General features: G+C 39.5%; 11 protein-coding genes, 2 pseudogenes and 1 riboswitch. Of the genes and pseudogenes, 6 read left to right on the forward strand and 7 right to left on the reverse strand.

What is annotated here, in order from left to right:
- The coding region (locus BLW49_RS27910; RefSeq protein WP_090728138.1) for a DUF3238 domain-containing protein at positions 1 to 520 on the forward strand (520 nt) is incomplete at its 5' end.
- A gap of 88 nt (positions 521 to 608) precedes the next feature.
- Here BLW49_RS27910 and BLW49_RS27915 read toward each other — a convergent pair.
- Complete coding sequence (locus BLW49_RS27915; RefSeq protein ID WP_143042174.1) at positions 609 to 1,079, reverse strand: hypothetical protein; 471 nt, start codon at positions 1,077 to 1,079, stop codon at positions 609 to 611.
- A gap of 956 nt (positions 1,080 to 2,035) precedes the next feature.
- Here BLW49_RS27915 and BLW49_RS27920 point away from each other — a divergent pair.
- Positions 2,036 to 2,383: a sigma factor-like helix-turn-helix DNA-binding protein gene (locus tag BLW49_RS27920; protein ID WP_090728141.1), complete on the forward strand. Its 348-nt coding sequence runs from the start codon at positions 2,036 to 2,038 to the stop codon at positions 2,381 to 2,383.
- Positions 2,374 to 2,556, forward strand: coding sequence for a helix-turn-helix domain-containing protein (locus BLW49_RS27925; protein ID WP_090728143.1), 183 nt, complete (start codon positions 2,374 to 2,376; stop codon positions 2,554 to 2,556). The genes BLW49_RS27920 and BLW49_RS27925 overlap by 10 nt, the downstream gene beginning before the upstream one ends.
- A 192-nt stretch (positions 2,557 to 2,748) precedes the next feature.
- Here BLW49_RS27925 and BLW49_RS27930 read toward each other — a convergent pair.
- A pseudogene (locus tag BLW49_RS27930) lies at positions 2,749 to 3,065 on the reverse strand (response regulator).
- Between the two features lie 71 nt (positions 3,066 to 3,136).
- Positions 3,137 to 3,232: pseudogene (locus BLW49_RS29575) on the reverse strand (S-layer homology domain-containing protein); the annotation flags it as partial.
- A 215-nt stretch (positions 3,233 to 3,447) separates the two neighbouring features.
- Here BLW49_RS29575 and corA point away from each other — a divergent pair.
- Positions 3,448 to 4,395, forward strand: a complete 948-nt coding sequence (gene corA / locus BLW49_RS27935; protein ID WP_072526570.1) for a magnesium/cobalt transporter CorA — start codon at positions 3,448 to 3,450, stop codon at positions 4,393 to 4,395.
- A 64-nt stretch (positions 4,396 to 4,459) separates the two neighbouring features.
- On the opposite strand, the gene BLW49_RS27940 is transcribed toward corA, so the two are convergent.
- Together BLW49_RS27940 and BLW49_RS27945 are read right to left on the reverse strand one after the other, a co-directional pair.
- A complete protein-coding gene (locus tag BLW49_RS27940) occupies positions 4,460 to 4,885 on the reverse strand; it encodes a thioredoxin family protein (protein WP_090728145.1) in 426 nt (141 codons plus the stop codon).
- 41 nt (positions 4,886 to 4,926) lie between these two features.
- Complete coding sequence (locus tag BLW49_RS27945) at positions 4,927 to 5,859, reverse strand: magnesium transporter CorA family protein (RefSeq protein ID WP_090728147.1); 933 nt, start codon at positions 5,857 to 5,859, stop codon at positions 4,927 to 4,929.
- A gap of 345 nt (positions 5,860 to 6,204) precedes the next feature.
- Positions 6,205 to 6,373: riboswitch (M-box (ykoK) riboswitch) on the reverse strand.
- 284 nt (positions 6,374 to 6,657) lie between these two features.
- Here BLW49_RS27945 and BLW49_RS27955 point away from each other — a divergent pair.
- Together BLW49_RS27955 and BLW49_RS27960 are read left to right on the forward strand one after the other, a co-directional pair.
- Positions 6,658 to 9,627 (forward strand): Tn3 family transposase, encoded by a 2,970-nt coding sequence (locus BLW49_RS27955; protein ID WP_090728148.1) that lies wholly within the window; start codon positions 6,658 to 6,660, stop codon positions 9,625 to 9,627.
- Entirely contained in the window at positions 9,624 to 10,331 is a 708-nt protein-coding gene (locus BLW49_RS27960) for a tyrosine-type recombinase/integrase (RefSeq protein ID WP_090728150.1), read from the forward strand. The genes BLW49_RS27955 and BLW49_RS27960 overlap by 4 nt, the downstream gene beginning before the upstream one ends.
- A gap of 252 nt (positions 10,332 to 10,583) precedes the next feature.
- On the opposite strand, the gene BLW49_RS27965 is transcribed toward BLW49_RS27960, so the two are convergent.
- On the reverse strand, positions 10,584 to 11,960 hold the full coding sequence (locus BLW49_RS27965) for a hypothetical protein (protein ID WP_090728152.1): 1,377 nt from the start codon (positions 11,958 to 11,960) through the stop codon (positions 10,584 to 10,586).
- Positions 11,947 to 15,222, reverse strand: coding sequence for a serine/threonine-protein kinase (locus BLW49_RS27970; protein WP_090728154.1), 3,276 nt, complete (start codon positions 15,220 to 15,222; stop codon positions 11,947 to 11,949). The genes BLW49_RS27965 and BLW49_RS27970 overlap by 14 nt, the downstream gene beginning before the upstream one ends.
- Between the last annotated feature and the right edge of the window lie 102 nt (positions 15,223 to 15,324).

Here is a 15,324-nt window from a genome sequence, read left to right on the forward strand (position 1 = left end):
CAATAAGCCGGTAATCCTTAGCGTACAGGATATCGGCCTTTTTTCGATCAAACGGGGCTTAGCGTACAAAATCCGCACTTTGTTGGCGGTACCCCTAGTTGATTTCAATAATAAAGAAATTAAGCATTTTAAATCCGTAGGCTCGACGACTGAAAGAACAGTTGATATTGAAACTGGAGAGGTACTCCGACAATTTACCGGCCATGCCTCTTCCGCTGGTCTTACTATTTCAAATCAGAGCATCTCTAGTACATCGGCTACTTTCAAGTTGCGAGCCAGTGCAGCTAACCCGCTAGTTAGCTCTGCTCCAACAATTGATTGGGAATATACAATTACTGTAACTAATACAGGTAAAGTAACCGTAAATGGCGCACACGATGGCTATCCAGCACATGAAATTTATAAGCGCGTAGACTACGGCACACCAACTCGTATTTATACGCATGATCCACGTGTAACTGGTGAGACGCCTGCGTCTCTAGCTCCTCCGATGGAACATTCGGTGAATAGGACAGTCTAAACATCCATAGTTATGACTACACTTCAGACAGTAAAGAGCCCCTTGTAAATAACAGGGGCTCTTTTTAAATTATTATATCAATTCTCTTTCATACTATGATAATAAACAATATAAATATTACTACTGAAATGATTATAAAAGGGATTTTGTTGAGTTTTTTTTGAGCTACCCAAGTACCGTAAGAACAAACAATAGCAATACTAGTGAAAAATAAAATAAATAGTGTCCCTTCAGGAGAAACCACAAAATTAAAATTAGATACACTAGAGAAACCAGTCAAAAAAGGTACTATTGTAATAGGAATGATTCCGACAAGGGCAAAAGCTAATGTCTGTGACCAAAAATTATATTTATTAATTGAACGAAGTAGTATTATACAAAGAAGAAAAAGTAGTATACCGACGGAAAAAAACGTAGGTGCTGTCCAGGTAAGTAATTTATTTATATCTTTAACCTTCTCTCCTTCTAAAACCCAAAGAGTTACTGAATAAACAAGCGGGCCAGTTAAGTAACTTACTATAGCAACCCAGATATAAAATAAAACTGATCGCTTCATCATGTTGCCTCCTCTTGAAATAATTAGATAGATAAACTCAAGCCTTCTCTTATAGTATATTTTTACATTTTGCTTGTCTAGCTATTCGACTAGTTAAAAAGCCACGATCTCGAATATCAAGATCATATTCATTTTAGACCATGAATAATGGGCCAGAAGGAACTACTAGCAGAAACTGTGGCTGAATAAGGAACCCTTCTTCTTTAACCTTTATGGAATTGCATTGTCCATTCTGAAAGTTACACCGATGAGGATTCCTTTTCATAATATAAACGTCTTATTTATATATTAAGTTGTGACAAGGGTTAGATTTATCTCACTATATTTCCTGGCAAAATACACAGCGCATAAACTATACCCCCTTAAAAAGAACAATCATCTTGTTCGTTTTTTTAAAAATAGTTCTTCTATGATCTGAAATGCATGGTTTCACTCTAACAACCATCCCTTTTTCTTATTGATCGTTAATGAGCAGCTCCAAATTCATTATTGGACATGTTTATCTTATCCAGTGATCTCTACCTTTTAGGTCGAAAATATAACAAATATATAACCGAGCGGAGTAACCTCTCTACTAGAAGATTTAACTTTTTTCCAAAGGAAAAGCCACTTCAATATGGAGTGGATTTTTTATTATAGGTAATGATTCATTAGATATTTTGAGCGGTACACTACCTCTTCATCTATGGTTCCAAATCTTACTGTGTTGAGATCGTATCCAAGATCATCATCCGGGATCTCTTGGATTAAATTCCTCCCATTTAACAACCTGTCTTAATAAAATTCCAGAACATTGATATTCATATTGCACAAAAATAAATTGTTTATGTAATTAAATGTAAGGAATCTGGAATAAATTTGATATATAATGGGAACAAATGTTCTTTTTTGGTTGTAAACTAGAAATTTATTTTTCCCTACATATTGATGATAAACAGATCTTGAGAGGAGTTGGATTAATGACAACAAGTCATCAAACACCGTATCAAAGATACAGACAAGAAATATACAGAATTGGTTGGAGAGTTCAATACCGTGCAAAAAAAATTAAAAACAACGAATTGCCTATCTTTGAAATTGACTCCAACAAAGATGACTTCACTTGCCAAACTGAAGATAGAGTTATAGTCATGCAACTAATCAACGACCTTCCAACAAATGGACAATATATTATTGAAAAAATTTATCTACAGGGATTCTCTGAAGCTGAGGTTGCGCAGCAGTTAAATATAAGTCAACAGGCGGTGAATAAATGGAAAAAGAAAATGTTGAGACACATATCACAGAAAGTGAGTTCATGGAACTAATTGTAGCAGCGAAAAATAAAGACTCCGAAGCAATTTTAAAGTTGGTTGAGCTATTCAAACCCGATATACAAAGGATAAGTCGATATACTTATCTTCCTCAGGAAGATGTTTGCTCAGAAATAATCGTAGAATTCCTTGAGTTTCTTAATAGTGAAGATTTCCGCAATAGCTAAAGATTTATATTAACATAGCCACTTTACGAGGCCACTAACTCAACGTCAGGTTGTTGCATTAAATAAAATCCGTACTATATTTTTTGAACTTCAAACCTTACTCGCAATTTAGGTAATAATAAAGGCAGGAACTCTATAATCAGAGTTTCTGCCTTTATTCGAGAGGAGCTACGATAAAGCTTTCGCAATGCTCTATAACACCCTATCCGGTTGAAACAGCTTAATTATGAAATCCTTTGCGCCAGCCTCTACAACCATTGGCTCCTGCCCCATTGCAGAGCACATTACAATTCTTGCTTCAGGAAAACTCCTTTTATTTCTCTGAGAGCTTGAATTCCTTCCATATCAGGCATCGTAATGTCCATATGCACAATATCCGGCTTATGAACACGGTATTGTTCAACTGCTTCCAATCCGTTTGAAGCTTCAGAAATTACTTCATACCCTCCTTTAGTCAGGAAGTCTCTTACCATCATCCTCATAGAAGCAGCGTCATCAGTAACAAGCATTATAGCCACTAATATTGTCACCTATACTGGTTAAAGAGAGCCAATGGAGACTCCCTTAACCAACTCTATCTTCACTGTGTTTGTATGAGTCTCCTTAAACGGAAAATCAAAGCAGCAGCTTCGGCCCGCGTTAAACTTTTCAGCGGACGGAACGTTCCATCCTCATTGCATTAGATTGCATCGAGGTTTTAGATACATCTATTATTAGGGGTAGTACCAGCGAAGCTGACACCACCCGCAAAGTAAATGGATATATATGTAATTTTATTATTCCGGGATAGAGCCAACATACCAATGTAGGCGTGCCTCCAAGTTTAAAAACTGATCAAAAATGGGAATATTGGATATCGGGACATACAATCGATCGCAGAGAGGGAAAAAAATGCTTCGTACAATAGCGGTAATGAATAACTTTGAGTTGGTTAAAAATGTACCATTAGATAAACTTCAAGACCCGGAAATTAAATGGTTTTGGGTTGATTTTGACATTCCAACTGAAGGAGAAGCTATTTTTTTGGATACCTATTTTCATTTTCATCCTTTAGCGATTGAAGACTGTCTTCATTTATTACAACGGCCCAAATTAGACCATTACGATGATGTACACTTTTTTGTGCTACATGCCATGAATCAGAAATCTTTGGCTGCAGAAGAGGTGGATTTATTTTTAGGAAAAAATTTTGTCGTTTCATTTCATCATAAAGAGTCCAAGGAAGTCAATGAAGTTTGGAATCGGATTACAGAAAAGAATTTAATCGAAAAAGGTCCTATGTTTGTAGCCTATTTAATCATGGATAAATTAGTGGATTATTATTTTCCGAGTTTGTACCAAATTGAAGACCACTTAAACGAAATTGAGAGCAGTATCAGGGACGACAGCATTCAAGAATTGATGGAGGAAGTATTCGACATTCGTTCGCATTTGCTAAAACTTCGAAGAACCATTTTTCCGATGCGGGATTTGCTTTACCGAATCATTAATTCGGATAAAGTTGATGGAATGAAAGAACAAATCGTTTACTTTACCGATATTTACGATCATTTGCTAAAGCTTTCCGAAATGATTGAGTCTAATCGGGAAATGACGGCAGATATGCGGGACAGCTATATTTCAATGAATTCAAACAGAATGAATACCATCATGAAGACGCTAACCGTGATGACAGCCATATTTATTCCGTTAACATTCATTGCGAGCATTTACGGTATGAATTTTGAGTATATGCCGGAACTGACCTGGCGTTGGGGTTATTTTGGGGTATTAGGGATTATGCTTTTTGTCGGTTCTTCTTTGTTAATTTGGTTTTGGCGCAAGGGCTGGTATAGATGAAATTGCATATTGAGAAGCTGGTGTTTATAAAATACCGGCTTCTCAATACGAATTAGTTATAACTTTACTGGATTGACTGAAAGAACGTATTGACTTTATTTTCGTCCCAATCCGTTTCCAGTCTGGATACTTCGCTCCCGCCTTTAAATGCAACCAGGCTTGGAATTGACTTGATTTTATAGGGATCCTTAAACTCCGGATAATATTTGACATTAGCTTTTACCCATTTAAGACCTGCTTCTGCTGCTGCCCTGGCAAACGTTTCCTCATACTTATTGCATTGCACGCAGTCTGGCGTATAAAAATATACAAACAGCAGCTCTTTCTGCTTGATCGTATCCGTCAACTGATCTGGCGACACTTCGCTAACTTCTTGCGTTTCTTGTGATGCACCTTTACCCAGATGGTACATGTACCAAGAACTACCCACTCCAGTTAACAGAATAAGCAGAAGCAACAGATAAAATCTATAGGAGATTTTTTTCTTCATACGTTCACTCCTCACCAAATCTATTCGATTTCTCTAATAACTTAGAAGTACTTCTTTTTCCAGAACCAGAGAGCTGTGATGGTCGTAATGGTTGCCGAGATAATCATAATGATACTGAATGCTGTCGGACTGTCCTGAAAAGGAAGCGCGACATTCATGCCGTAATAGGTACCGATCACCATAGGCAACGTGATCACAATGGTAATCGCGGTAAGCAGCTTTACGACATGGTTCAAATTATTGGAAATGATCGAACCGAAACCGTTCATAATGTTTCCTAAGATGGCAGTATAAATTTCAGACATTTTGATCGCTTGCTGGATTTCGACTTTTACCTCTTCAAGCAGGTCCTTGTCCTCCTCATACATTTTCAGATAACTGCCGTTCAAAAGCCGTCCAATCAACAATTTGTTGGTCTCGAGGGATGTAGAAAAATAGACAAGGCTCTTCTGTAATTCAAGCAGCGTTAACAGTTCATTGTTTTTCATGGAGCGCCGCAAGGACAGTTCCAACGCTTCCATTTTTCTGTTTATTTTCTTCAAGTACTGCAAATAGTAGAGCGAAGTCGAGGAAAGGATTTGCAGCACGAACCGTGTTCGCATATGCGTGTGGAAATGCTTCACCTTTCCTTGCAGAAACTCATTCATAACAGCGGTTTCTTCCAGACAAACCGTAACGAAATAATCCTCCATAATCAAGATGCCAAGCGGAACAGTCGTATAGATATCCTTGCCTCCATTGATGTGAAGGGGGATATCCACAAAAAGCATAACCCGGTTTTCTTCCATGTCGATGCGTCCGATTTCTTCGTCATCGAGGGCATCGTGCAGAAACTCAAGATCAATGTTCAACTCGGTGACCAATTTTTGCTTTTCTTGTTCAGAAGGATTGGTGAGGTGAATCCAACATCCTTTTTCAAATTGATGGATCTCCTTCGTAAATCCGGAAGCGTCAGTTTTAAATATTTTCAACATGGATCTCATCCTTTCGACTGTCTAAGATAAATTCGGCGGCTTTGTAAGCACAAAAAAGCTCTCCCTGTAATCAGAGAGAGCCGAGGAATCGGAGTCGACCATGTCGCTTACGCATGTCAAATAAGCATACTTAATTACACTCGTCCAAATGAAATTGACGAATGAAAATTAGGCATTGAGAACATGCAGGAGCGCCAGATCGGCAGCTTCTCTGTACAGGATATTCATTGCAGTTGCACATTCGACTACTCGGACCACCACTGTCCATGCATGTTCCCCCCTTTCAAAATGAAAAACCCTCTAGTTGTTACCTAGAGGGTTAATTAAGCGCACAAAAACAGCACCTTTGTTCCCTCTAGTTGAGTTTTGGCACTATACAACGTAAAGAGCATTGCTCTTAGCCACGTTAAGAAGAGCCTTAATCCGGCAATTCCTGTTCTACCCATTGGCATCTTTCGATATTTCCGGGCAGTGGCCTATGTTTGTATAGGAGCCTCACCTAACAAGGACTTATGATCAACACAAACATAGTACTCCTGGCACAATTTATTGTCAATAACTAAATTGACACAACTTCTAATAACACTTTTATTCGGTATTCTTGATTTAGTGTCGGCTTATGCCCATCACTCACAAGGAAAAGATAGCTTCACGCTAATGTTCCGTTTTTATTTTTGTAAATCGAACTTCGAGCTTTTAGTGATTCATATTGTCTAAAATATACAGTTTCGATATACTGATTTCAACTACTTTGTTCCGATACTGACCATTTTAGGAACTTTTTTCGGAGGGTATCATATGAAGCGAAATTGGGAGCTGGAGGAGTTAATTGAGCATTTCACATTTCTTCCAAATGAAATGCAGCAAGTCGGCAATAAGTCGGGGGAGACTCGGTTGGGGTTTGCTGTTCTGTTTAAGTTTTTCCAATATGAAGCGCGATTCCCATTCCATAAATTCGAAGTGCCCAAAGCAGTCATTCAATACATAGCAAAGCAGATCGAGGCACCGGCAGAGCTGTATGCACAATACGATTGGGCCGGTCGCTCCATCACCTACCATCGAACACAAATCAGGGAGTTCTTTGGCTTTCGTGAGGATACCATCAATGATGCTGAAGAGGTAATCGATTGGCTATGCAAAAGTGTGTTATTCCAGGATCACGACTTCGAACATTTGGTTGAGACCGTATACCGGCGATTTCGGGATATGAAAGTTGTACCGCCTACGGCTGATCGCATCGAGCGACTTATCAGAACCGCAATCCGAACATATGAGGAACAATTTTTCCAAGCCACACTGGAAAAACTGCCTACGGCGTCTTTGTCTAAATTGGATTCACTTGTAGATAATATCGCATTTCTGGATGAAGACCAGGGCGGTTCAAGCAGCGACGAGGGACTTCTTTCTTTTCAAGAGCTGAAGGCCGATCCGGGCAAACCAGGTGTCGAAAGTGTGTTAAGAGAAGTAAGCAAGCTGCAAACGATTCGAAATCTGGAACTTCCGGATGATCTGTTTCGTGAAATCCCTCTTAAAGTTTTGACCAAGTATCGGCAGCGGACTGCGACAGAGGATCTTCGAGAACTGCGGCGGCATCCTGATCCGATCCGCTATACACTTTTATCGGCTTTCTTTTGGCTACGGAGCATGGAGATTACGGACAACCTGATCGAGCTGCTTATTCAAATTGTTCATCGTATTGGTGTTCGGGCGGAGAGAAAAGTTGAAAAGGAAATTTTGAATGACTTACGCAAGGTAAGCAATAAGTACGGCATTTTATTTAACTTGGCGCAATCTGCTGTTAATAATCCTGACGGAATCATTCGAGAAGTCATATATCCGGTCGTCAACCAGCAAACGTTGCAGGATCTCGTGAAAGAATTCAAACACACCGGCCCAGCCTACCGGGAAAAGATTCATACGATTATTAGGGCCTCATACAGCAGCCATTATCGCCGTATGGTTCCCGAAATTTTAGGCATTCTCGAATTTCGTTCGAATAACGAGGTTCACCAACCTGTGATTCGCGCCTTGGAGATGGTGAAAAAATATGCGGATACCGGGCTTCACTATTTGCCACTCACCGAAGATATTCCGATTGATGGAGTTATTCGCAGCGTTAATAAGGAAATAATCATTGAAAAGGACGAAAAAGGCCAAGAACGAATTAACAGGATGAACTATGAAATTAGTGCGTTACAGGCTTTAAGGGAAAAACTTCGCTGCAAGGAAATTTGGGTGAGTGGTGCGAATCGGTACCGGAATCCGGACGAAGATTTGCCTATAGATTTTGAAGAACGACGAGAAGAAAATTACAAGGCTCTAAAACAACCTCTAGATGCTGAAGCCTTCATTTCAACGTTAAAGCAAGCCATGAAAGAAGGCTTGGAAAAGCTCGATACCGGCCTCCCGAAAAACGACAAAGTTCGGATCACGGAGAAAGGAAATGGTTGGATTAGTCTGTCTCCGTTAGAACCACAAGCGGAACCAATCAATCTGTCACGTTTGAAAACTGAGATGCTTCGACGATGGCCAATGACGAGCCTCTTGGATATTTTAAAAGAGGCAGATCTCCGCGTCGGCTTTACGGAGAAATTCAGGACGGTCGCTGTTCGTGAGGCGCTAGGACGGGACACGCTACAAAAGAGACTGATTCTATCCCTATACGGCCTTGGAACGAATGCTGGTTTAAAACGTGTGAGTGCCGGTGAGCATGGTGAATCATACAAAGATTTACTTTACGTTCGCCGCAAATTTATCCATAAAGATAATCTTCGTAATGCTATTTCAGAAGTGGTAAATGCTATTTTCCGGGTAAAGATGCAAGATGTTTGGGGTGATGCTACTACGTCATGTGCATCAGATTCTAAAAAGTTCGGCGCATGGGATCAAAACCTTATGACGGAATGGCATATCCGATACCGTGGCCGCGGCGTAATGATTTACTGGCACGTTGATAAAAACTCGACGTGCATCTATTCGCAGCTCAAATCATGTTCCTCATCTGAAGTCGCTGCGATGATGGATGGATTGCTGCGTCACTGTACCGAAATGGAAGTGGAAAAAAATTACGTAGATTCACATGGCCAGAGCGAGGTAGCCTTCGCATTTTGTTACCTTTTGGGCTTTCAGCTCATGCCGAGGCTTAAAGCGATTCATTCGCAAAAGCTATACAGACCTGAATCAGGCATGACCGAAGCCTACCCAAACTTGCAGCCGGTCTTGACACGTCCGATTAATTGGGAACTGATTCGTCAGCAGTACGATCAGATGATGAAGTATGCAACAGCGCTTCGCCTCGGTACTGCCGAGACGGAGGCAATCTTGAAAAGATTTACCCGGAATAATCTAAAACATCCGACATATCAAGCGTTGGGAGAACTCGGTAAGGCGGTTAAAACGATATTCCTGTGTGATTACCTCCATTCAGAGGAGTTGCGCCGAGAAATCAACGCAGGTCTAAATGTTGTTGAGAATTGGAATTCGGCAAACAGTTTCATTTTTTACGGCAAAGGTGGGGAAATAGCCACCAACCGTTTAGAAGACCAGGAGTTGTCCGTGTTATCTCTCCATCTGGTGCAAAACTGCTTGGTATACATCAATACCATTATGCTGCAAAGTATTTTATCTGACCGGAAATGGTTCGACTTGATGACCCCAGAAGATTTCCGAGCGCTTACGCCGCTGATCTATACGCACGTAAACCCTTACGGTACGTTCCGATTGAACATGAGTGAGCGCTTGCCTTTGGAAGAAGGTGTTATTGCGTGACCGAGAAACGCACTTCACCGAAACGAAAAGCAAAGGAATTGTCCAAATATCTCCGGGGGGAACGGCCTGATTATGCCTATCTCAAAAGTTTATTCCAGCATCTCCGGTCGGAGCTAGAAGTTGAGATTCCGAAAACAACAAAAAAGCTTCCCTATGTCCCTACGGAAGAGGAGCTTAAACGGTACTATGATGTGGTTTGGCAGGTTAAAAATTTTCAGGATATGATGATCGTCAAAACGCTACTTTATACCGGTGTTCGTGTGAGTGAGCTTATCAATATCAAACTTTCCGATATAGACTTTCATTACTGTCAGATCCGGATTAACAAGGGCAAGGGGAGCAAGGATCGCATTGTTCCATTCCCTCAATCGTTCAAAGAAATGTTGGCCATGCACGCTGATTCAATGAAAAAGAAGCAGGCGGTTTACCTGTTCGAATCATCGTGGAAGAAAAAATATACGGATCGGGGAATACGAAAGATTCTGGCCAAATATTCGGAAGAAGCTGGTCTTATACAAAATCTATCGCCGCATAAGCTGCGACATTTCCTTTTGACCTGGCTTAAAAAGCAGGGAATCGATGACGCACTTATACAGCCATATTCGGGCCACGAAAGCCGTAAGTCGTTGGAGGTCTATTCAAAGCTGGCGATCACCGATGCACAGCAGGAGTATAATGTGGTTATCAATAAATTTCCCATTTAATTACATCTACTTTGCGGGTGGTGGCAGCTTCGCTGGTACTACCCCTATTACTTAGATAATCATCTAATCGGTAATCGATACAAGTTCTTGTCCTTGGCTCGGGACAAGAACTTGTATCGATAAAATAAAAAAGCCGCTTAATAAGCGACTTTCGATGTCTTGTCCCTCGACAAACAGCTGTTCAATTATCCTTAACGGGCATAAGATCAGGAAAAGCGACTTTCGATGTCTTGTCCCTCGACAAACAGCTGTTCAATTATCCTTAACGGGCATAAGATCAGGAAATCGACCTTTTATTAAATCTAGATGTGTTTTGTCGTAAGTCAAAATGCCAACCTCCTGCAGTAAGTACTCACTTTTTACAGCAAATGGTATAAGATGAATAGTTAGCATGTACTCATTATCTACTATAATTCGAGTTCCTCTGATATCAGAAAATTCTTTAGTCGCAACACGCTTTCCACTTATCTTTCCTTTGATTTTTTTGATGACTGAATTTGATTTTTCCCCATGTCCTATATAGATCAATGAATTTTTGGAGATTGCTTCAATTAAAGCCAAAAGGCTATATTCACTCTCCTCTAACATGTACAAATTATCAGTAATAATAACGACTTCTCTAGGTTTCTTTTGAGTTAGAGAACGTAGAATATCTTGGTATTCTTGGTACATCAAAAGGCGTTCTGTAAAACAACTGCTGTGGATCTGCTCTATGTCTATACTTGAACTCTGGAGATGAGTTGTAAACACAGATCGCTTATCCTCTAAAGTTTGTATGGCATACTCCTCTTCAGGATACCATTTAAAGAAAGTGGATTCTTTACGTTGAAAAAACTGCCTCGTATCATATATTTCATCAAATGATTTAGGGTGACTTTTCATTTGTTCTTTAAGACAATTGTAATACAATTCTTTATTATCGTCGTTTCCAAGTTCGAAAACAATATTCTTATTGTCATGGGAGTAGTAAACATGGGCTGGCAATTGATCGTACACCCGGTCATAGTCCTCTATAGTAATAACCCGGTACAATTCATCACTACCAACAGTTTCATCTCCCATATATCTGTCACGGCTATCCCTAACCCTTATATTATACAACTCTTTAATTTCATGTTCGTTTTTGGCAAGAAAATCTCCAGATATATCTTCTATGTTATTTAGGTAAACCATACATTTAGATTTGTTTTTCAACTTGGACCTGTACGTGCTCTCTTCTTTAACAATTTCTCCAGTGAGCATATTGAAGTAGACATTATCCATATAATCCGGTTCAATTCTTATGGATTTTAAATCGAGCAGAACCTTCCTTCCCGCAGCAGATAGGGAGATCTCCCTCCCTACGTGGGTAATGTAATCAGCTACGCCCAGCTCCAAGAGAATTTTGTCAAGATAGTCTTTATCAACGCCAAGCACTTCACGTATCTCCTCATAGTTCGTCCATTTCTCAGCAATAAGGCGGAGAACAACTTCATGAGCCAAGGGAAGATGATACTCCCTGCGAGTAGTGATATTCAACTTCATACGAACGTAAGGAATGCCGATCGTAATCGTCTTCAAATACCGTAGACCGTCTATTTGTGGAGGGATTTTAGTTTTCAAATTTAGAATGTAATCATTTTCTCGCATGACTTGGCTCCTTGTATTCAATAATCTCACAGCCGTCTGTTTGAGACATATAACGCTCAATTTCTGGAAGTTTGTTTGTAGGTTGTCGATTTAGCATGAAATGATCCTTATCTCCAACTATGACTAATAGCCTTCGTGCCCTGGACAATGCTACATTGATTCTCTGCGCTGACTTCTGAAATCCAATATCATTATTTTTGTTGCTCCGGACGGTACTAAAAATGACAATGTCTTTGTCTTTTCCTTGATATGCATCGACCGTATTCACCTCAATATTGCTGATATTTCTAAAGTCAGCCCTTGCGACAAAATCTCTTATAATAGACTTTTGATAGCTGTAACCTGTAATTACTGCGATTTCATATTTACGGGAGGCCTCTTCTTTATCAAACTCCCAAAGCATTTGTTTAATAACTTGCATTTCTTTCTCATTTTTATAGGTATTTCTATCTTCATTTGACTTATGCCTTATTTCTCTCCGATTCCATTCCTTACTCGTACTTACCCATATCAATTGTTTTCCTTGATACAATTTTAGTTCATGAGTCCGTTCTTCATTGGGAATCCCAGTCTGAATCTCATTACCATAAAACACTCTACTAATCATATTACCGATAGTTTGGTGCATCCGGTACTGAGTCGTTAAGCGGATTCGGTTGGATTTTGGAAAGTTATCATAGAGACGTTTAAACATACCATTCTCAAAATCTTCTTGTTTTCCATGTGAAGTTAGCTTTATGGCATCTGTATTGAGTACAGGAGGTAATTGTTGATGATCTCCAACTAAGATCAACCGACTTCCCTTAAGGAGCGGTATAAGAAGTTCTGGTACACTCGCTTTCGCTCCTTCATCAACAATGACATAATCAAAATTCATATTCCGTGTAGAGGGATTTGAATTAAAACCGGTACAGGTACCCGCGACAATGGTTGCATTTTCAATTAGTCGTGATTCTGAATCACTGGCAATTCCAAGACGCTTTACCCAGTTATCTTGAATAATAGCAGTTCGTATAATCCGCTGCTTTTCTGGTTCATCCTGATATCTGGACTCGAATTGCTGAATTAGTAACTCTTCCTCCTCTGAACGGCTTGTTTTAGAGTACATATCAACGTATCGCTTTAGCTCATCCGGATCAATTCCATACTGCGTGGTTAGATCAATCATCTTCCGGTTAGAGGCATCTTTTGTTTCCTTAGACCATATGTTTCTGACGTTTGAGACACTGTATTTGTCCCGAATAGCTGGCAAGATATTCTCATCTTGACCAATCCGGACTGCTTTCGTTTTAAAATCTTGTGGAAAGTTTAACCCTTCCAATACATTGTCAACAGCGGTATGTGACTGTGACACAATTAGAATTTTAAAATTTTCCTGTGATATATCTGCATTATTACGGTGTAAAATCTGATTCACAAACTCGCGAATTACTGTCGTTTTCCCTGTTCCAGGAGGACCCTGTATGACTGCAATCGAGGATGTATTCAAGGCCACTTTTACTGATTCTTTTTGGTTGGCATCTAATCTCTTATTGAAGAAGTCGATGTTATTGAAACTACCTATAGATTTAGGGCTTTCAAAACCTAAAATAATATCCCTTAAGTTCTCATTGCATATGGCCTCATCGTTATTCAACGCACGGATAGCGCTCATTTGCTTATCAATTAATTTAGTTTTTAATCGATAGTCTTCAACAAGTTTCCCTGAACGTGGAATCCCATTGATTTTTTTCGATGATTCAACTACAAGATACACTGTCTCGTCCTGATAAGTGATTTCCTTGAACTTTCCGATCTTCACTGGCTTTGTTCTATACTTTCGATCAGGATCCTCTAGTTTGGGATCAAATATGATGGTTGTTTCATTTGTAAATCCAAAACTTTCCACCGTTGAATCCTGCAATTCGAACTCCATCGTATGATCCTCTGCATTATAGCTATAGCTCATATAGTCAAAACTTTTTGCAGCTGAAACTAGTAACTCTTTCTCGTTTTCGAGATAGTCTGTCCAGATTCCAAAGAACTTTTCAAACTCATTTTGCTTACTCGCATCTGATTGATACTCGATCCGATGATCCACGAGATCACTTACAACTTCGTAGGTCTGGAAATCCATCTGTGTAGCTTGATTTATTGAATGGCTAAATATAGCTTTACCAGCTATACGCAAGTACTTTTTCTCATAACGCGACCGATCAGTCTGTTTGAGAAATTTAATGTCATTAAGAAGAAAATATTCGTCGTATTCCTTGTACAAGCCCTTCAAAAGGTATCCGTTCGTTGAGAAAAACGACACTTCATCTCCATCTTCCAACCTGCCACTTTTGATTCTGGATTCAACGAACCCATAGATATCTTTTTCAAACCACTTATTTAAGTATTGATCAATAAATTCACTGAGTTTGACGTTCTTTGGTACAAATTTTTGTCTTTTGGCCTGCTCGAGCAAATCGAAAGGGAATTTAATCGAGAACTTTGTAACCGACATAAGGTCCCCGATTATCTGAGCTAAATCTCGTTTTAAGTCTGTGATAGTTTCATATCTTGCTTCTAGATCAGATTCGACAGCTTTTATCAGGATGTTCTTTAAGGGTGGCGTAATGTCGGAACTCTGTGAAATAGATATCTGTAGCTTTTCAGGCAAACCGGGTACACATCCAGTCAAGAGAAAATAGATGGAGGCCCCTAAAGAGTAAATGTCGCTTTGAAAAGAAGCATTTTCTGGATGATACCCCACTTCTGGAGCTGAATAATGATTTGAACCAAATTTATAAGTGGTTTCACCCGTCACCATCCCCTTGATCTTCGAAAGCCCAAAGTCAATTAGCTTCGCTTGTCTGTGATCGACGATCATTATATTAGATGGTTTGATATCTCTATGTAATATAGCTTTGCTGTGAGCAGCCTCAACAGCATCAATAAGCTGCAAGATAATTCTAATCTTGTCCGTATAATCAATCAATGATCGGTCTACTGTCTGAAGGTTTTCGCCGCTAATATGCTCAAGAAAAATTCGTCCCTTTTTGCCACCGTTCTCACCAGGTAAAAATCCAAAGTCATACATTTCAATGATATGATTATGACGTAGCCGGCGTAATGCGCCTACTTCTCTTTCAAATAAAAGGCTCGTATAGCGATCCAAATTTCCTTTTGTTTCTTTTAAAACAATATACCGCTCCTGTTCTTCGTCATAAAACTTTGTAATCAACGAAAATTCAGTTTCAGCAATTTGTTCTAAACGAAGCAGTGAATTAACTTCCATTGACACCCCTCTTTTCTGGATCTTTTTACCTATATTATATCATAACAATCCGAACGGAACGTGTGTTTGGTAAGGGAATTATGTATGACGTAATACGATGTT

It is taken from the genome of Paenibacillus sp. PDC88 (assembly GCF_900106725.1).
GTDB lineage: Bacteria > Bacillota > Bacilli > Paenibacillales > Paenibacillaceae > Paenibacillus > Paenibacillus shunpengii.